General features: G+C 56.4%; 19 protein-coding genes and 1 pseudogene. 8 read left to right on the plus strand and 12 right to left on the minus strand.

All coding sequences use genetic code 11. The annotated features are described in order from the left end of the window. The 3 genes and pseudogenes from VAE55_RS07900 to VAE55_RS07910 all read left to right on the plus strand — a co-directional run. Nucleotides 1-588, plus strand: a pseudogene (locus VAE55_RS07900) (serine/threonine protein kinase); the annotation flags it as partial. Between the two features lie 123 nt (nt 589-711). After that, complete coding sequence (locus tag VAE55_RS07905; protein ID WP_322815244.1) at nt 712-2,169, plus strand: 1,4-alpha-glucan branching protein domain-containing protein; 1,458 nt, start codon at nt 712-714, stop codon at nt 2,167-2,169. Nucleotides 2,170-2,187: 18 nt separating this feature from the next. Further along, nucleotides 2,188-2,508 (plus strand): class I SAM-dependent methyltransferase, encoded by a 321-nt coding sequence (locus tag VAE55_RS07910; protein ID WP_322815245.1) that lies wholly within the window; start codon nt 2,188-2,190, stop codon nt 2,506-2,508. 114 nt (nt 2,509-2,622) lie between these two features. On the opposite strand, the gene VAE55_RS07915 is transcribed toward VAE55_RS07910, so the two are convergent. The 11 genes from VAE55_RS07915 to leuB form a co-directional block, all read right to left on the minus strand. Next, nucleotides 2,623-2,835: a hypothetical protein gene (locus tag VAE55_RS07915; RefSeq protein ID WP_322815246.1), complete on the minus strand. Its 213-nt coding sequence runs from the start codon at nt 2,833-2,835 to the stop codon at nt 2,623-2,625. An 18-nt stretch (nt 2,836-2,853) separates the two neighbouring features. After that, nucleotides 2,854-3,162, minus strand: a complete 309-nt coding sequence (locus tag VAE55_RS07920) for a hypothetical protein (RefSeq protein ID WP_322815247.1) — start codon at nt 3,160-3,162, stop codon at nt 2,854-2,856. A 12-nt stretch (nt 3,163-3,174) separates the two neighbouring features. Further along, complete coding sequence (locus VAE55_RS07925) at nt 3,175-3,348, minus strand: hypothetical protein (RefSeq protein WP_322815248.1); 174 nt, start codon at nt 3,346-3,348, stop codon at nt 3,175-3,177. 50 nt (nt 3,349-3,398) lie between these two features. Continuing rightward, nucleotides 3,399-4,277, minus strand: coding sequence for a DUF547 domain-containing protein (locus VAE55_RS07930; RefSeq protein WP_322815249.1), 879 nt, complete (start codon nt 4,275-4,277; stop codon nt 3,399-3,401). Then, nucleotides 4,274-5,056: a helical backbone metal receptor gene (locus tag VAE55_RS07935; protein ID WP_322815250.1), complete on the minus strand. Its 783-nt coding sequence runs from the start codon at nt 5,054-5,056 to the stop codon at nt 4,274-4,276. Before VAE55_RS07935 ends, VAE55_RS07930 begins: the two co-directional genes overlap by 4 nt. A 20-nt stretch (nt 5,057-5,076) precedes the next feature. Next, nucleotides 5,077-6,459, minus strand: a complete 1,383-nt coding sequence (locus VAE55_RS07940) for a circularly permuted type 2 ATP-grasp protein (RefSeq protein WP_322815251.1) — start codon at nt 6,457-6,459, stop codon at nt 5,077-5,079. Between the two features lie 55 nt (nt 6,460-6,514). Then, a complete protein-coding gene (locus VAE55_RS07945) occupies nt 6,515-7,588 on the minus strand; it encodes a hypothetical protein (protein ID WP_322815252.1) in 1,074 nt (357 codons plus the stop codon). A gap of 288 nt (nt 7,589-7,876) precedes the next feature. Then, the gene (gene manB / locus VAE55_RS07950) at nt 7,877-9,220 is read right to left on the minus strand and encodes a phosphomannomutase/phosphoglucomutase (protein WP_322815253.1); all 1,344 of its coding nucleotides are present in this window, start codon (nt 9,218-9,220) and stop codon (nt 7,877-7,879) included. A 200-nt stretch (nt 9,221-9,420) separates the two neighbouring features. After that, nucleotides 9,421-10,371: a methylmalonyl Co-A mutase-associated GTPase MeaB gene (gene meaB, locus VAE55_RS07955; RefSeq protein ID WP_322815254.1), complete on the minus strand. Its 951-nt coding sequence runs from the start codon at nt 10,369-10,371 to the stop codon at nt 9,421-9,423. A 3-nt stretch (nt 10,372-10,374) separates the two neighbouring features. Then, nucleotides 10,375-10,782: a cobalamin B12-binding domain-containing protein gene (locus VAE55_RS07960; protein ID WP_322815255.1), complete on the minus strand. Its 408-nt coding sequence runs from the start codon at nt 10,780-10,782 to the stop codon at nt 10,375-10,377. Between the two features lie 69 nt (nt 10,783-10,851). Beyond that, the gene (gene leuB / locus VAE55_RS07965; RefSeq protein ID WP_322815256.1) at nt 10,852-11,928 is read right to left on the minus strand and encodes a 3-isopropylmalate dehydrogenase; all 1,077 of its coding nucleotides are present in this window, start codon (nt 11,926-11,928) and stop codon (nt 10,852-10,854) included. 111 nt (nt 11,929-12,039) lie between these two features. Between leuB and VAE55_RS07970 the strand changes: the two genes are divergently transcribed. Beyond that, on the plus strand, nt 12,040-12,258 hold the full coding sequence (locus tag VAE55_RS07970; protein ID WP_322815257.1) for a hypothetical protein: 219 nt from the start codon (nt 12,040-12,042) through the stop codon (nt 12,256-12,258). A 97-nt stretch (nt 12,259-12,355) separates the two neighbouring features. Here VAE55_RS07970 and VAE55_RS07975 read toward each other — a convergent pair whose 3' ends face one another. Beyond that, nucleotides 12,356-15,847, minus strand: coding sequence for a BTAD domain-containing putative transcriptional regulator (locus VAE55_RS07975; protein WP_322815258.1), 3,492 nt, complete (start codon nt 15,845-15,847; stop codon nt 12,356-12,358). A gap of 160 nt (nt 15,848-16,007) precedes the next feature. Here VAE55_RS07975 and VAE55_RS07980 point away from each other — a divergent pair, with 160 nt between their 5' ends. The 4 genes from VAE55_RS07980 to VAE55_RS07995 are packed head-to-tail and all read left to right on the plus strand — an operon-like array spanning nt 16,008 to nt 18,640. Further along, nucleotides 16,008-16,874 carry a hypothetical protein gene (locus VAE55_RS07980; protein WP_322815259.1) on the plus strand — a complete coding sequence of 289 codons (867 nt, stop codon included), beginning with the start codon at nt 16,008-16,010 and terminating at the stop codon, nt 16,872-16,874. Between the two features lie 5 nt (nt 16,875-16,879). Next, nucleotides 16,880-17,500 (plus strand): YigZ family protein, encoded by a 621-nt coding sequence (locus tag VAE55_RS07985; protein WP_322815260.1) that lies wholly within the window; start codon nt 16,880-16,882, stop codon nt 17,498-17,500. Between the two features lie 8 nt (nt 17,501-17,508). After that, the gene (locus VAE55_RS07990) at nt 17,509-17,949 is read left to right on the plus strand and encodes a DUF2231 domain-containing protein (protein ID WP_322815261.1); all 441 of its coding nucleotides are present in this window, start codon (nt 17,509-17,511) and stop codon (nt 17,947-17,949) included. 7 nt (nt 17,950-17,956) lie between these two features. Beyond that, the gene (locus VAE55_RS07995; RefSeq protein ID WP_322815262.1) at nt 17,957-18,640 is read left to right on the plus strand and encodes a lysophospholipid acyltransferase family protein; all 684 of its coding nucleotides are present in this window, start codon (nt 17,957-17,959) and stop codon (nt 18,638-18,640) included. The last annotated feature ends 516 nt before the right edge of the window (nt 18,641-19,156 follow it).

Here is a 19,156-nt window from a genome sequence, read left to right on the forward strand (position 1 = left end):
CATCCGGCAACACCGGAGCCACCGGCATCAGCGGTACCACGACGCCATGAGCCGGAACCTGGGGTCGCCGAACCAAAATTACGCAATAATGATCACTCGGAACAGTTGTCTTTTTTCATCATCGGTGGCTTACTCTTAATCATGGTTGGTACGTTAGCGGTTCTGGTCATGCGCGGCTTTGTTAGCGGTGCAGATCCTCTACCGACCCCCATCGTTCCAGCTGGGCCATCACCGACGCTCGCCCTGCCATTACCGACAGCTACTGCAACTGTCGTACCAACACTAACGCCGACCCTGACACCATCGGTCGAGCCAACGCCGACACCGGTACCACCAACACCCGTACCGCCAACTTCACCACCGCCATCTCCACCACCGCCGCCCCCGCCGTCACCGACTCCAACCGTTACAGCGACAGCGACGGCGACGCCAACGGAAACGGCGACGCCAACGGAAACGGCGACACCGACGGAAACGGCGACACCGACGGAAACGGAGAGGCCGACGGAAACGGCGACACCGACGGAAACGGAGAAGCCGACGGAAACGGCGACGCCGACGGAAACGGCGACACCGACGCCAACATAGACAGCGACACCGACCGTCTCGCCGACGCCAACCGAGACACCCTTCCCGACACCAATTATCGTGACACCGGTATATCCGTAGGAATTAGTTACAGATCGGCATTCACCAACAAGCGAGAAAGCAATGCCAATCGCATTTGTGATAGAAGTGCACGTTCCATATCTCCGTCATCCTGGACGGCAACCGATTGGTGAGGAGCGACTGCACGCATTCACGGCTCACACACTTATTCCACTGCTCGATCTCATTGGAGAATTGCAGCGTCACTCGCTCCCTCTGTCCATTGCGCTGGCGTGCTCACCGATTGCGCTGGAACAATGGCGTGATCCGGTGGTACACAAGCATTTTGTGCAGTGGCTGGAAGGAAGGATAATCCACCACCAAGACGAACTCACTCGTTTCGAGCACGAAGGCAACCAGCATGGGGCATATCTGGCTCGTTTTTACCTTGATTGGGATCGCCAACTGCTACGCAGTTTTACCATCCGCTATCAGCGCAATCCGCTTGGTCGGCTCCAGGAGCTGGTAGCAGCCGGACTGATTACCCCGCTCTGCGTACCGGCCAGCTATGCCATCCTGCCTTTCCTTGGGCACGAGAGTATGGTTCGTGCCCAACTTGAGCACGGCCTGCTCTACATCTCGCGCTACCTCAAGCGACCGGAAGGCCTCTGGCTGCCTGGTAGTGCTTGGCGTGATGGGTTAGAGCGCATCATTCTAGAACTCGATCTACGATATGTGATCGTCGATCCTTCCAATGTCCAGCTCCAACACGGTCACCTACCCGGCTGGCTCGTACCACGCCGTCTGGCTGCGATTGGGGTAGAGGCTGATCTCGCTCGCCACATTTGGTCGGTGGAACTGGGTTACCCTGGCGATCCGCTCTACCGCAATCCTGCTGATCCAACCGGTTATACCGCCAACGGTGCTGGTGCCCCGCAACCATACGATCCGTATGATGCGCTACGACGTGCCCAGGAACATGCCAATCACTTCGTCGATCAATTGCTTTTCCGATTGAGCCAGCTTCCATCAGAGACAACGCTGGTAGTACCGATAGATGCACGGCTCTGGAGCAGGAACTGGTTTGAGGGGCCTACCTGGTTACAGGCGGTACTTACCCGCTGTGCCACCGATCTCCGCCTGCGTCTGACCCAGCCGGGTAGTCTACTGCACCATCTCTCCAGCAATGATACGGTTGTCCTACAGGCTACAGCGCAGGCAGACGCATCCGCGACCGCCTGGCAATCGCCATTCACTGACCATTACCGGCGGGCATTGCATGAGGCCGAACGTCGTTTTGCCGAACTGGTGACCTACTACCCGGCTGCTGAAGGCTTGCGCGAACGTGCCCTAACCCAGGCGGCGCGTGAACTGTTGCTGGCCGAAATGAGTGATTGGCTGATAGACTGCGATCCCGGCTGGCAGCGGTACCTTGATCGCTTTGATCACATCCTGCTCCTTGCCCGCCAGGAATCGCTCAGTGCGACGGACCTCTTTGCATTGGAGCAGATCGAGAGCCACGACTCCATCTTTTCAGTGCTGAATTACCGTCTTTTTGGCGAAAAGCATCACAGGTCGTAATCACAAATTCAGGTTGCTATGGCCGATGCAGAAACCATTCGCAGCTACGATCAACTGGCCCGTGAACAGGCAGCGTTTCAACGGCATCTCCAGCCAACGGCCATTTATCGGCTGGTGGAGACCTTCTTTCACCCTGGTCGGCCCACGATCGACATTGGCAGTGGCAGTGGGCGCGACGTGGCCTGGCTGAACCAACACGGCTACCAGGCAATTGGACTGGAGCCGTCTGCGCGGATGATCGCCGAAGCCCATGCCGCCTACGCCGGGATAGAGGTACGACAGGGAGCACTCCCCGACTTGGCCGGGATCGCCGATACTTACTACAGGATTATTGTGTGATTTCAGGATAGCCTACGTTATTGTTTGACACAATGTGGGTGCAATGATTTATAGACTCTCTTCCCCCTCACCCAGCCAGTCAAGTGGTGGCGTGTAGGTTTCTCGTCGCCAACGTCAGCCCGGTTCGGCGGTTGTCAGGGCTTGGAGTGCGGCATGGAGGACAGAGAGCTGCTGTGTGCGGTTGCCCGGTTCTTCCAGCGGATGCCCGAATGACCAAGCCAGGTGTAGGGTGCGCGGCGGTCGTACCTGTTCGGCAATTGGTTTCAGGCTGACGATGCAGACCGTGCTGATGCCGACTGCTTCGATAATGCGTGCGATCAGTCCCACGGACTGATTGCATAACCCTCAAGCCAGGGTGAGGAGCACGATGTCAACCTGTTCTTGTTTGAGGAACGTTGCTCCTTCCGGCGCCGTCTGTTGCAGCAGTGTCGTCAGGTGGGGTGATTCGATATGCCCCATGAAGCCGTAGCAATCGACGAGGCTGCCGATGATGCCGCGCTGTACCAGTGTGCGCACCAGGTCGAGCGGGAAGAGGATGGTGAGATCGCACTCGGCGTCGCTGTGATCGTAATAGTCGTGGGTGATGGTTAGCTCGCTTAGCGGGGTTGTAGCCGGAATACGGCGGTAGGTTGGGTCGGCACAGGTATCAACCATGTCGAACGGTGGCTAATCCCGCAGATGTACCCCGCCGGTCGTGATCAGGGCCAGCCGCGACGTATGTAGGGGTTTGTGGAATGGCGTGAACAGGATTTCGTCGAAGTTGAGTGCTCGGTACGCGCTGCCCCATAGGCGGGCCAGTGTCGGTATCTGCGAGAAGATTTGTTCGGTTAGGCGGTACAATTAATTCTTTGTGCGCATGCTTGCGCCAGTCGCCGGTCGTAGTCGCTCCTTCAGGCCAGGTTCAATCGCCAGTCGTAAGGGCGATAGATGAGGCGGACCTGTCGTGCCTGCAAGAGCCAGGCGCGTCGTTCATCGGCGGGGAGTGCCTGTCGTAAGAGTTGAATAATTCCATCCGTTCCACCAAAGTCTTCCCGGTACCAGTCAAATATGCGTGACAGATGAATCTCGGCGCGTGTCGGGTCAATCGCTACATCGGTGGCTACGAAAGCGCGGAGTGCCAGGTCAAGTTGCTGATCAATCTGTTCGGCGCGATATACTCCAATCGGCGGACATGAGAGGCTGGCACAATTGAGGGCAAAATGAATGCGCGGATCTGGCGGATCGATGATCCAGCGTAGCCGTGGATCGCCGGCGGCAAATTGTGGGCCGGGAATGAAGGGATGGCCGCGATTGGTGCGCAGAATACCGTGTTCGATGTCGTCGAGCGAACAGCGTAGACCACCGATCTGGTAGGCAGCCGCTCGAAAGAAGCGTAAGCCCGACCATTGATCGGCGACGCTGGTCGTGATACCAAAGGCGATCACTGCATCAATCACCAGGGCGTTGTACAGGTTGATCCAGAAGGCGAGACGAGTGGCGTGGTCGGGAAGTGACGCCGGATCAAACCGTTGCAGTTGTGGGGTTAGTTCCGAGCGGTAGGCAAGGTACGCCGGATCGTTGCGCAGGCCCTGATATGCCACTAGCTTCCCTTGTTCATCCATAGCCTGGGCTTTGAATTGCTGCATCGCCTGCTTGAGAGCGACTGCCAAGGCTACACCGTCGTCGGTAGGTGCAGGTGCGGTTTCTGTACCGGTATTGAGTACCTGCTGCTCGTTTATGCTCAACACAGTATCGATCACCGCCTCGCGTAAACGGATGAATAGGTTCATGTGGTCTGCTCCAAGATCCGCCGAAACATCGCGATGGCAGATGCCGTGCGCGGGCCGGGCCAGGTCAACGCCATCCCATCACACAGGACAATCCGGCAACGATCTTCTACGGTATTGAATGTCGACAGGTCGCGTTCGCTGAACGGGTATGGTTCATTGGGCAACAAGACAATGTCAGGATCGAGGGCCAGAAAGTCGGCCAGCGCTGCCCGTGGATAGCGTCCGGGTAACGTGGCCGCGACATTGACCCCACCGCTCAGGCGTAGCAGGTCACCGGCGTAGGTGTCGCGCCCGATAGCCATCCACGGATCGCGCCAGATCAGGGCCAGGACTCGTCGGGTGGGGTGTGGTGGAGCAGTCGCTGCTTGTTCGATAGCCTGAGTGATCGGCGCAGCACCATCGGTTACGGCCAACACCTGGGCCAGAGTCGCCAGTTGCGTCATTGCGTCGGCGACGCTCCGAATTGCTGTGACATACACTGCCAGGCCGGCTGCCGTTAGTGCGCGTACATCCCGTTCCCGGTTTTCTTCCTGTTCGGCGATGATCAGATCGGGCTTAAGCGCAATAATTGCCGCTCGATCGGGATTTTTGGTGCCGCGGAGCCGGGGTAGCTGCTGGAGTGCTGCTGCCGGTTCGATACAGTAGTCGGTGATACCGACAACGCGCTCGCCGGCACCAACGCTGAATAACCACTCAGTTACACTCGGCACGAGTGACACGATCCGTTGTGGTGTTCCCGCCAGCTCGATCTCCCGCCCAAGTGCGTCGTACACCAGCATCGCCGACTCCTGCGTTGCGTTTACTTGTCAATGATGAAGACTGGAACGGTACTGCCGCCGCCGGCAGTCACATTCAGCAATGTCACGGTTGAGAGGCGGCACAAACAGCCATTCACCTCCGTTCCAAACAGGAAGGGATCACTATCTACCAGACGATCGCCGATCACCACCTGACCGTCGATCAAGGCGGGGTACGGCTCGTAAGCGATTGTCACCCGCTCTTGTACCACAAACGGTGAGCTGAGGGCCGCTTGCAGGGCGGCGTCCCATTCGTCGGAACTTACCTCCCAGCCAATCGTAATCCCTTTGCCACCATATTCATCGTTCGGCTTCAACAATAACCGTTCGCGATTGGCACGCACGAAAGATAGGAGATCGATCTGTTCGCCCTGGTACGTGGTTGTTCCCGGTTGCACAATGCGCGTCCAGGGCACGTGGGCAGCCACTGCTGCCCGCTGATCTGTGCTCAACGGATCGTGGAAGCGTTCGTCGGACAGGAGCGCAAAGAGCGATTTTTTGTGTAGCAGTTTGGCCCGGAACGAGTTGACAATCACACAGGTACCGGCAGCATACGCCTGTACCAGCGGATGGGATAGCGCTTCATCACCGTAGTGGGTAAGGAACTCACTGGTAAGCACCCGCTTGAAAACAATGGTGACCGGTATTTCCCCCTCATCAGGGGTGGAGGCCAGCAATTGACCATCACGGAATCTGAGGTCTTGGGGTGCGCATATGACGGTTGGCAGGCCGTGCTCAACAAAATACTGGCGAAGCATCTCGAACTCAGTCGCTGTTGGCACACCGTGCCAGTCAACAATAGCCACGTGTGGCTCGTGACCAGGACTTCCCGCCGCTCGCCAGCAATCGAGCAATGTGCGCAATAGATGCTGGCGAGCTGGTAAGGGCAGAATTGGATAGCGTTTGGTAAATTCTTGCATCACCGGCATCGCCAGAAATGCCTGCGCCAGCAGATCTTCATAGGCAATTGCCGCCGGGCTCTCGGCGTTGTACTCGACAAATTGCAACGATGACCCATCCACGGTCAAGAAGGTGTCCATCCGCGAATGGGCGCTCGGTTCGAGATAGCCCGGATGCATCTCGATCAGACGTTCTTCAAGAGGGGTCAACATCAATACCTCACGCACGGCCCGGCCAGCTTCAGAAGCGTCAAGGGCAGCCGCCACAAGAGTACGTGCCGCTTCGGCAACCTGCTGCGTTCCCCGACGGAGAAGTTCGTATTGCGAGGCGGTGATCAGGCGTGGCCGGAGGACGGTTGCCAATGGCCGTTCACCAAAATACAGCCGGCGAGCACGCATCTCTGCGGTTAGTCGCTGCCACGACTCAACTGCCAGCGCCGGTTCAAGTAAAGCGTGATAGTCGGCAATTGCCTGGGCGAGGGTCATAATTTCACACCTTTACGATGATCGTTCTGGCATAACACATTCATGCACGCTGCGATTATGAGGTCTCTTCGGCTGCCTTCTTCCGCGTCGTGCGCCGTCGTTTGGGCGTAGCTGGTGCTTCAGCAGCCAGTGGGTCGTTGTTGACCGAGTCGGTTGTTGCCGATATCGATGGGCTAATGGCCGGTGCCATCGGGCCGTTGAGCAGGCGATGCCAGGCAAACTCTTCTGGCCTGGTCCGTCCCTGTAAGGCCAGCTCGATAGTGAAATCGGCCATCGTGCGCACTACCCAGTCGAAGTAGTGGGGCGTTAATGAGTTGACATCAAAATCGGGCGCTGGATTTGTGAAGTCGATAGCATAAGCTACACCATTACGGATGGCGAACTCAACCGTGTTCATGTCGTAGCCGAGAGCCTGGTTCAACTTGAGAGCACCTTCGACTACCTGCCGACCTTCCTCAGGCGTGAGGTAGTTGTCGTCACGGAAATAGCGGTGTGGCCAGGGTGCGTTGGCGTCGAACTTGATGGTCATGATATGGCGGCGACCGATCACAATGCAGCGCACATACTTCTCCCAGGCGATGTACTCTTGCAGCATCATGCACTCGATGCCGGTCTCATTGTACGCCCGCCACAGCTCTTCATACGAATGAACTTTGTATACCTTTTTGAACCCACCACCCCAGGCTGGTTTGAGAATCACCGGAAAGCCGCCAACATAGTCGACATGCTCTTTCCACGGAATGGGGTATTGCAGATTGCGCAGCGATTCTTCGACGACGCCTTCGATGTAGGAGTGCGACGGTAAGGCCACTGTCCGTGGATGGGGAATGCCGAGGGCAGTAGCAAGTGAGGCGCCGAAAAACTTGTCGTCGGCACTCCACCAGAACGGATTATTGACAATCCGGGTACCGCTAAGTGCTGCTGTCTTGAGAAAGGTGCGATAGTAGGGAATTTCATGGCTGATGCGGTCGATGATCACGTCGTAATCGCAGAGTTCAGCCATGCGAGTTCCACCCAACTTTATGAACTCAGCCCATACCCCGGCGTTACGTCGATTGACCTCTTCGATGTAAGCCGGTGGCCACGACCACTCACGACCGACGAGAATGCCGATCTTTTTTACACTCACAATGAACCTCCTGATATGGCAAAGAGTATGGAATTATCGATCTGACGGGGCTGATTGTAGCATAAGGTTGTGCAGGTGCAAAATGAAGATGGGGGAGGGCGATGACAGCACATTGCCCCCCTGAGGTGCCCGATGTGCCCTTCAGATAGAATATTGCCTGGACGGTACATACAGGGACGAACGTTTCAGATAGACCCTGCCTGATCGAGTCAGTGCCAACGTGTGATCACGAGGTGCAAATCTCGTTGGCAGACCGTGATATTCGATACGGTAAAGGTAAATCGGACATCACGAACGAATCACAGCCAGCACTTCATCACGTCGCATTTCCATCTCTTCGCGTGAGGCAATCGATTCGAGGTTAAGCCGGATCAGTGGTTCGGTATTCGACCCGCGCACATTAAAGTGCCAGGTATCGTAACTTACCGAAACACCGTCAATTCGTTCGATTTTGCCATCACTGTAGCGTTCGGCAATCTCGTTGAGCTTGGCGGCCACATCGCTGACACGTGAGTTGATTTCACCCGAAATGAAGTAGCGCGACTCCAGCCGACCGAGCAGTTCGCTCATCTTGACCCCGCGCTTCGAGAGCATTTCGAGCAGGTAGAGTGATGGAATGATGCCTGAATCGGCGAATGCGAAGGCTTTAAAGTAGTAGTGTCCAGAGACTTCACCGGCAAAGATTGCGTCTTCATTGGCCATACGGCGCTTGATGAAGGCGTGACCGACCCGTTCGACCAGCGGAACACCACCGGCAGCACGCACCTCATCAGGTACCGCCCACGATGCCCGCACGTCGTAGAGAATCTTTGCGCCTGGTTCTTTCTCAAGCAGGTAACGCCCCAGAATTGCCGTGAGAAAATCACCGGAAATAAACTCACCGCGATCATCAATCGCGAAGAAACGATCACCGTCGCCGTCGAATGCGAAGCCGATGTCGGCCCCCTCATCTTTCACACGCTGTTGCAATTCGGCGCGGTTTTCCGGCATCAGCGGATCAAGCCCGTGATTGGGCAGCGTACCATCGGGATCGAGGTACATCCCGGTCAATTGGATCGGTAAGCGGGCATACACCTCCTGCAAAATCGGCCCTACCATCCCGTTACCGGTGTCAACAATGACTTTCAGCGGCTTGATAGCGTCTACATCGATCAACGAGAGCACCTTCTGCACGAATTGCTCTTTGAAGTCGTATTCCCGGCGCTGACCACGGCGGGTTGGAGTCGGAAAGGCTTCACTCTCGACTAACCGGCGCAAATCCTGAATACCCTCATCACCCGACAAGAGGTATGGCATCCGGCGCACCATCTTGAAGCCATTGTACTGTTTGGGGTTGTGTGATGCCGTCACCATCATACCGGGGAAGCCAAGTTGCGTACAGGCAAAGTAGTACTGATCGGTGCTGACCATGCCAATATCGGCAACATCGGCACCCTGATCCATGATCCCGCGCGTAACGGCGTCGAACAGGGCCAGCCCCGATGTGCGCATATCCCGCCCAACTATCACCGTTTCGGCACTGAGAAAGGTGACGAACGCACGACCAATCAAATAAGCGACCTCTTCGTTAAGTTCGGTCGGATAAATGCCACGAATGTCGTAGGCTTTGAAAATGGTTGGATTAACCTGCACAATATTCCTCCTTACTGAGAAGGTTGTGTCACCACCGAGACACCGAGTACACAGCGATGGTGAATGATGAATTGGCCTCACCCCCAAATACTACCAACTCCTCTGTGCCCTCCGTGCCTCTGTGGTGCATCTTCCCTTCATCCCGCTATGCCCTTCTGCGCCGTTGTGGTGCATCTCTCCAGGACACGGGAACATGTCGTCTACTCCTTCCCATCACGCATGATCACATCGGCCATGAGCAACTCGCTCGCCGCAGCGTATGGATCGCGCTGACGGGCAGCAATCTGCTGCACCAGCTCACTCCAGCGTGAACCGTGTAATCGTTCGAGAACGAGTTCTTGCACAGCGGCAGTCAGTTCTCGTTCAGCCGCACTCAGTGCTCGTTGCGACTGGCTGTTCGACGCGATGAGGTGTTGACGGTGCTGTTCTACTGCATCAACGATCTGAGCACACCCTTCACCGGTGGTAGCAATTGCCGTCAGCACCGGCGGCATCCAGCCATCGGCTGGTGGTGCACCGAGGTTCAACATCGTGCGGAGCTGACGCACTATCTGGTCAACGCCGGGGCGATCTGCCTTGTTAACCACGAAGACATCGGCGATTTCGAGCATCCCGGCCTTGATGCTCTGTACATCATCACCCATGCCGGGCACTTCAACAACAATGGTAGTATCAGCGGCTTGCGCAATATCGACTTCATCCTGACCGGCGCCGACGGTTTCAATCAATATCACCGGGAACCCGGCTGCGGCAATCAGCGTGACTGCATCAGCCGTGGCCCGTGCCAGTCCCCCCATCCGACCACGACTGGCCATACTGCGGATGAAGACGCCCGGATCGCCACCGAGGGCCTGCATTCGGATGCGGTCGCCCAGCACGGCGCCACCACTGAATGGTGAAGAGGGATCAACGGCGACAATCCCGACCGGCACCCCACGTTTGCGCCATTCCTGGGCCAGTGCGGTGACCAGGGTCGATTTGCCAGCGCCTGGCGGGCCGGTAATACCGACGCGATGGGCGGAGCCGTAAGGGTACGCGGCGGCCAGTAACGCGCGCGCTGTTGGCCCCCCATGCTCGACCAGGGAAATGGCACGCGCCAGTGCCCGACGCTCACCATTGCGCAGGCGCGTAACCAATTCATGTTCATTCATGGTTCAACCCCGCGTTAACTCGACGTGAGAACGAATGAAATCGATGATCGCTTGTGTTGACGAACCGGGGCCGAACACCTCGGCAATGCCGTGCTCACGCTTGAGAATCTCGGCGTCTTCATCAGAGATGATGCCACCGGCAACGACCAGCACGTCGGTCATCCCTTGTTCGTGCAGCAACTGCATCACTTTGGGTAGCAGAGTCATGTGGGCACCGGAAAGGATCGAGAGACCGATTACGTCAACGTCTTCTTGCAATGCCGCTTCAACGATCATCTGCGGCGTTTGCTGAAGACCAGTGTAGATCACTTCCATTCCGGCATCACGTAAGGCCCGGGCTATCACCTTCGCGCCACGATCATGACCGTCGAGACCAGGTTTGGCGACCAACACACGAATCTTTCGCTCCATCGAGCGCTCCTTCCGCTGTTCACGATTCTGGTTCGGTAGCGTGGCCTTCAGTATAGCATAGCCGGCCAGTCAAGCGGCAATCGCAGCAACTACCGCATCACCGACGGCTGCGGTACTGTACGCAGTCTGTCCTGGCACAGCAATATCGGCGGTCATAATTCCCCGTTCGATCACCGAGGCAACTGCCGCTTCGACACAATCGGCTTCGGCGGGTAGATCGAGCGAGTAGCGCAAGAGCATCGCCACACTCAGGATCGTTGCCAGGGGATTCGCCTTGCTCTGACCGGCGATGTCCGGTGCCGAGCCGTGGATCGGTTCGTACAACCCCAGCCGACCATCGGCCAGTGACGCTGATGGGAGCATACCCATCGAACCGGCTAGCATCGAGGCTTCGTCGGTCAGAATGTCGCCAAACATATTCTCGGTGACGATCACATCGAAATCAGCCGGACGACGGATGAGGTGCATAGCACACGCATCAACCAGCATGGTCTCAAGTTGCAGATCGGGGAACTCGGTTTGCATCAGGCGTGTGGTGATACTCCGCCATAGCCGGCTCGTCTCCAGAACGTTGGCCTTATCAACCAGAGTAACTTTACCGCGTCGTTGACGGGCCAGTCGTGCTGCAACGCGCACAACGCGCACAATCTCTTCCTCGGTGTAGATGCAGAGGTCGCTGGCCCATTCGCCATCGGCAGTACGTTCGCGACGTTTCTCGCCGAAGTAGATACCACCGGTCAGTTCACGGACGACAAGCAGATCAACTCCCTGCAACCGTTCAGGTCGGATTGGCGAGGCGTTGATCAACTGCGGATAGATGCGTACCGGACGAAGGTTGGCAAACAGACCGAGTGCTTTCCGAATACCCAACAATCCCTGTTCTGGTCGCACACGGGCTTGCGGATCGTCCCATTTCGGCCCGCCTACTGCACCGAGCAGCACCGCATTGGCGGATTGACATAATGCAATCGTGGCTGCCGGTAATGGCTCTCCTGTCGCATCAATCGCGCACCCGCCGATTAGCCCCTCGTGAAAGGTGAATTGATGACCGAACCGCCTGGCAATTGCCTGTAGTACCTTCACGCCCTCAGCCACAACCTCTGGCCCGATTCCATCGCCGGGAAGGACAGCAATCACAGCTTGCACAGTAAACCTCGCAACCCATTCAAAAATGGTTATAAAACGGTAAGGACACGCCTGTATGATACTACTAAGTGTGCGAACGCCTGTCATAGATGGTAACACGAGGAAAAATGTATGGCGACTCGGCGAGTCGAATCATTTCTGGTGCGGATTGTAGTGGCTGACAATGGCGATTCTACGTCGCCACGGTGTCATGGGCGCATTCAACACATTGGTACCGGCTTGGAGAGCCGGATTGATCAGCTCGATGAACTGCTGGCATTTATCACGATGTATCTCAGTCCTGCCGAACCTGCATCTGTAACCGGTCAGTCAACCAATTCTTCCGAGTAGCCTGCAACGCCAGCAGCCGCTACATTGCCATGATGTCAGCCCAGATGATTCCCATCTTCTGTTTGCGGTCAGTGTGCAACGGAAATGTGCTGATGGATTATGAAGCACGCTTGCCTCGCACCAACTCAAACAGAGCAACTGTTTCTGGTAATGGCTCAACCCCCAATTCTTCGCGCAGTGCGGTGATGCAGCGTTGATAAAGGCGAATCGCCGTACTGCGCTCTCCGATGGTATGGTACGCTTTGATCAGTAACTGATACGCCTCTTCTTGCGCCTTGTCGTATTCCAGCACCCGCCAGCCCAGCTTAATCGCCTCGTGAAACTGACCTTCATCAAAGAAAATGTGACCCAGGCCGAGTGCCGCTTCGATAAACAGCAATTCCAGCCGTTCACGTTCCACAACTGACCAGTCTTCGTACAAACTATCCGGTAAGAATGGGCCATTGTACAGGTTGACCGCCTCTTGAAATGCCTCGCGTGCCTCATTAATGCGTTTGAGTTGCAGGTCACGTCGGCCCTGTTCGACAACTTGCACAAATCTGGCCACATCGTATAAATGATCGCTCTCAACGTTGAATCCATACGTATCGCCTTGTTGGAGCAGGTAGTACGTTGGCGCACCTTCTGGTCGATCCGGTTCCAAGGCCTTAATCAGCCGACTCACTGTTACCCGCAGATTGTTCGACGCCGACTCGCCGTCGAGGCCCGGCCAGAGCATATCCATAATCTGCTCACGGGGTAGCATTCGCCCCCGTTCGATGAGCAACAATTGTAGCAGATGGCGAGCTTTCACACTGCGCCAGTCACGATCACGAATCTCCTGGTCACCGCGCAATACTTGAAAATAGCCTAATGCCCGGATAACCAGGCGATAAGGGGGACGATAGACCAGACGTTCCAGGGCCTCACTCGCGGCTGCGCGTATCTGTGGTGAACGTTCTTTCAGTAAACCACGAAGGGTACCATACGTATTGACCAGGCCCAGTTCCCCGATCAGGTTGATACTCCGCAGGCGAACCGCTAATGGAAATGTCTCTTCCAGCAGTGGCATCAAGATGACACTCAGCGTGGCTGTGTCGAATTGACGAAGAGCAGCGATCATTGCCCGACTCGACAAGCCGAGCCGAAGAGCTGTATTGATGGCCCAGTTCATTACCGTCTGAGGGAGGAACGGCAGTAACTCAACCCCGGTGCGATCACAAATGGCACATGCCGTCGCCAGATCGGTGGCAATTGCAGGATCATCAGGTCGCTGCTGGACAATGAGGTAGGCGCGATATATATGAACAAGCGCTCGGAACAGACCATCATTGCGTTGCGCCATCTGCTTAACAAGCTCATTGGCTAGTTCGAGCGCACGTTGTGGCTCACCACCTTCCCCTAGCACGATCAGCAGCAGACTCTGCATCCAAAGCTCTTGCAAGCCGAGAACGGTGTTATTGCCGGCTACTGCTCGTTCACCATGCTCTCCCTTCGCCTGGAGCTGGCGTAGTAATGTCAGCGCCTGGGCTGTGGCAGATACTAAGCGGGTACTGCGGAACTGGGCATAGATTTCAACAATACGGGCGCACGTCGTTAGAGAATGATCATCGAGATGCCCGGCTATCTGGCGTACTCGCTGGAGATAGGTCGCGGCTACCTCAAACTGTTCGTGTTCAATCAACAGCAGGGTGAGTATCAAGGCTGCATTACCGACCAGCACACTGCCGGGTGCATAATCATTCAAGCGGGTATAACTCTCTTGCGCGAGACTAAGCGCATCATCACGCTTTCCCTGTTGATACAATGCCATCGTCTGCAAGAGCAGTAGTGACTGGCGTAGCAGATCGTTACGGTCAATACGTGGTAATTCCAGCGCTGCACGAATCGCTGAGAGTGCTTCAGTAGGGTACCCTTGCTGGATGTAGATGGATGCACGTAAGATGGCCAGTAGCCATTGCCACAACACACTCAACGGTCGGCGATCAGCCCAACGTGCCACGCGCAGCGCTGCCCGGAAGCGACCACGACTGTAAAGCAGCGCCATCAGGCCGATCAGGGCTGCACCTCGTGACCAGGTGTCATTGGCACGCCCCGCTGCATCGATGACCTGCCGACACACCAGATTAAAGCGATCTGGTGTATTAGCCCAGAAGAGGAGCACCGTCATGTCGCGCAGCGCTCGCAACTCCTGAGCCGGTAGGCCGCTGCGGCGGTAAGTTTCAGCCGCTTCACCGATCAATTGCAACGCCCGCTCCCGATCGGTGTTAAAGAGACTCCAGCCGTACATATGGAGTAGTTCGGGGTCTCGATCACGTACTTCTGGCGGCAAACGTTCGATCCAGTTCCGCAGACTCTCGCGCTGCAGTGTATCGATCAACGGCCAAGCATGTTCACGCAATGCACGGGCAATCGCGGTCGGATTCTCGGCCATTGCCAGATGACGCAATGCGGCTTCGATCTGATCATGGCGGGCCAGCACTTCACCGAATCGTTCGTGAAGTTCGCGCACAAAGACACGATTGAAACGGGTCAATGCCCGGTTGGCGAGCAACCGCTGCCAGAGCGGATGAAAACGGAAAACACGCTCGCCATTGGTGCTGCCGGAGTCAACAGTAATCGGTAACCCGAAAGCAATCGCCTGCTCGATTAATTGGGCGCTATCTCTGACATTCAGGGCCTCATCGAGCAATGCCGGATTGACCTGCCTCAGCAGTGCTGCACAAATCAGACGATCAACTAATGGTTCAGGTAACTCGGACAAGACCTCGGATGCCAGATACTCGAACAGATCGTGCTGATTCGTCACCAATCCCTGTAAATAGCTGCGGCGCTGGGATGGTGCGTGGCGGGTAAGTGTGCGGACGGCGAGCTGCACACTAAGCATCCACCCACCAGTCCGTTCGAGCAGGAGATCAATATCTTCATCAGGAAGCGTTACCCCGGCTCGCTGTAATAATTCAACAACTTCGTGACGCCGCAGCAAGAGATCATTTGCCCCAACTTCAAGCAATGTCCCCTCAGCGCGAAGGCGAGGTAGGGGAGCAAAGGTGAGGGGGCGGCGTGAAGCCATCACAATGTGAAGATGTGGTGGTGCAGCTCTGAGCAGATAGCCCAGCAAATCGGCAGTGATCGGCCCATCAGCCACCAGATGTACATCATCGAGGATCAGGACGGTCAGTGATTGTAATTCGCGTTGAATATCGCTGAGCAATGCACCTGCTACCAGCGGCCAGTTCCGATCCAGGCTTGAGATACTCTGCAAGATTCGTGATGCCTGATCGCCTAGTGAAGGTATGACCCGCCGTATTGCTCCAATGAGATATGCCAGCAGCAACGCCGGTTCTTGATCGGTAGTCTCTAAACCGAGCCAGGCGACCTGTGCCCCGGTCTGGATTAGTTGATCGGCCCATTGGGCGAGGAGTGTTGTCTTGCCATAGCCGGCCGGCGCGACAACCACTGTTGCCGGCAGCAGACGAACTTCAGCCAACAGCGCCTGCAAATCGGGACGCAGCATCTCATCAGACCGCACCGGTGGCGGCGTGATTTTCAGAGGTAATAGGGAGGCGCTTACCGCAACCGATGGCACCTGTTCGGCCAGTTCGGTCATGGATGGCTCCTTGCGACTATCAGAGAGCGCCGTGAACGATAAACAACACGTGACAATAACTGTCTAGCTGCCACTACACATTAAACGGTTGATTGTATTTTCATGTATGATACAGTTGTATACTATATCATGATCTTTATTGTAGCATGACCCACTAAGAATGCGCACATTTATTTCTGGTATTCCAACGCCTAAACCGGCACTCTTCTTCTCGCGCACAGCACGCGATCAGGCTGTCATTTTCGATCCGGCCTGCGCTCCCCTTCTGCGTCCGGTTGTTGATCGCGAATCATTGCAGCCCTGGTATACACCAACCGGTGAACGCTGGCTGTTGACGCTACCACACGGATATTCGCAGCGTCTGGGTATCAATTCGTTTGCCGATCTGGTCAGGTACCACCCTGGCTTGCAACGGCATCTGCGTGAGTATGCCGATGATCCGGAACCGTACTGGTGGGAATTGCCGGCTGCGGCGACTGCAGTGCTGACAGCACCAATCTCGCGGATATGTATCGGCGATGGTGATCAAGTGTGTCTGAGTTGGGATGCTGGTCAGGTAGTCGTTTTGGCGCCGGTTCGGATGGTGGCACCTGCCGATCACCTTACCCTGGCTCTGCTTGCTTCGACTAAAGGAAAGCAGATGCTCCGCCATACTCACGATACATTTACCCTACCGTCAGTACCCACTGCCATTGGCGGACGACTGGCAGAGCTGGCAGCTCAGGCCGTAACGATGGCCCACGAACGACATGCACTAAGCCGTGAATTTGCCCGCCGGCTACTGGCCGATTTCGGGCCGCCGGGCAGCACGCTTAGCCCGCTGCTTGAACGCTGGTGGGAACTGGAATTTCGTGATCTGCTGGCTGAAGTTGCCCGTGCGCTCCGTAACCCAATCCCGGAACCGTTCCAACCCTTCTGGCTGGCCCGCCATACCGAGGGTCGTGCCCACTACTACACACTGACGGCTGAAATTGCTGCGCTTGAAGCGGCCATTGATGAGATCGTTCATCCATTGTGGCAGGAATAATTGCGATGACTTCACCCCACTATCCTGTTCCCGCCGGCTCGGCTCGTACCGAACTGATTGTGCGTGGTTCGCGCTTTATTGCTCAGGTCTTCCCTACGCCAACCGTCGCTGCGGCACGGGAAGCAATTGCGATGGTGCGCGCAGCAATGTCTGACGCAACACATCACTGCTATGCGTATCTGGTTGGCTATGGGCCGAGCATCATCGCTGGTATGAGTGATGATGGCGAGCCAGCCGGGAGTGCCGGTCGCCCGATGATGGCAGTCTTGCGAGGGGCTGATCTGGGTGATGTTACGGTTGTGGTAACCCGCTATTTTGGCGGAACCTTGCTGGGCATTGGTGGCCTGGTGCGAGCGTACAGTGATGCGACTCGGGCCGTGTTAGAAATCGTACCGCGCACACAACGGGTTATCTATCAGCGAATCATCGTACACTTGCAGTATTCCGATTACACGGCTATTCGCCGCTTACTTGAAGCTCACGCGGCTGTCATTGTGGCAGAAGCATTTGCTGTCGATGTTGTCATTACGGTCGATCTGCCAACCGATCACGTGACCGCTGTCAAACACCAGATCGGTGAGATCGGTGCTGGTCGCGTGTGGCTTGAGACAGCGACTATGGTATAATAATAACGATGTACGCACTGCATCCGGCTACTGTGCATATTCCGATTGGGCTGCTGCTGGCCAGCAGTTTCTTTACGTTCATCGCCCTGCGTACTGGTCGTATGCAGTGGGAACAGAGTTCGTTCCACTGCCTGATCTTCGGCTTACTTGGGGCTGCGATCGCGATGGTCAGCGGACTCATTGATGCAGCCCGCCAGGTGACCGGCCCGCAAATCGCACCTGATGATCCGGTCATTATGTGGATCAACGGTCATGCTGCGGCCAGTTTAGCGGCAACCCTGTGTTACGGTCGCATCTGGCTCATGCGCCGTCGCCGACCAGGTTTGCTGGCCGATTCGACTCAACGCAATGCCTATCTTGGCTGGCATGTAGCCGGAGTCATCCTGTTGGTACTTGGGGGCTGGCTGGGTGGTCGTCTCGTCTTCGAGTTTAACCTTGGCCGCTTGTGAGGGTCTTATGTTTACCTATGTGGTGTACGGTTTTCTCTACCTCATCATTAACTTCTTTCGCCTCATCGGCTGGTGGCGCTGGTCAATCACCGGTGTCGAGCGCCTGCCGTCACGCGATCAGGGGGGCATGATCCTGGTTATGAACCATATCAACTGGGTGGATATCCCTGCCGTTGGCGCCATGCTCCCGTTTCGCTATCGCCTCTCGTGGCTGGCTAAGATCGAGATTTTCTCCCACCCGCTGGCCGGCTGGTTTTTCCGCAACATGAACGTTATTCCAATCCGGCGCGGCAAACGTGATCTGGCTGCGCTCGATGCGGCAGTGGAAGCACTGCGCAATGGTGCCGTGTTGCTCATCTTTCCCGAAGGCCACCGCAGTCGGAATGGCATCCTGCAACCCGGACGTGGCGGTGCAGTGCGACTGGCGATGCAAGCCGGTGTGCCGATTGTGCCGATGGCCATTACCGGTACCGAGCACGGTTTTCGTGGTACGCTGCTCCGTAAACCGGTGCATATTACCATCGGCGAGCCGTATCGTGTTGAACCGCTTCCCGACAACAAGATTCCTGCCGATGTGATGGAGCAGTTGACTAACGAGATGATGCTCAAAATTGCCGCCATGCTCCCCCCGGCTCAGCGTGGGCCGTATGCAGCATTGCTGGAAGCCGCTTTTGTGAAGGAACAGATGTGATCAGGTTCCGGCAAGCCGTCGCTCTACGGTCCGGCACCTCTTCACCCCGGCCCGTCCACAGGTGAGAGTGCTGAACCGCTGGCGCAAGGTGTTTTTGTTCAGGTTTCGGTAGCCTGTCACACTATGGGCCAGCCCCCTTACCCTGGCCCGTCCACAGGTGACATCAAATCAGACGATTCAGGACATACCCCTCTGTTCGCCGTGTCCCTTGTGTGATAAAGTGAACGTGCGCATGCACCATCTGTAGGGGCGGGTTCTAAACCCGCCCCGGTAGGTTCCAAACCCGCCCCTACTAAACTCACGGATCATCGTGGAGGGAACTGATATGCTTGTGAAAGAACAGATTTAATCAGGTTCCGGCAACCCGTCGCTCTACGGGCCGGCGCCTCTTCACCCCGGCCCGTCCATCACAGAGAGTGTTGAACGTCGGCCAAAGCAGCATCCACACCGACCACGAGAAGCAGATTGATCACCCGCCTCTCCTGCGTGCGCCACAACACCCGGTTTGATCCACAA

This window comes from Chloroflexus sp., assembly GCF_034432675.1.
Classification (GTDB): domain Bacteria; phylum Chloroflexota; class Chloroflexia; order Chloroflexales; family Chloroflexaceae; genus Chloroflexus.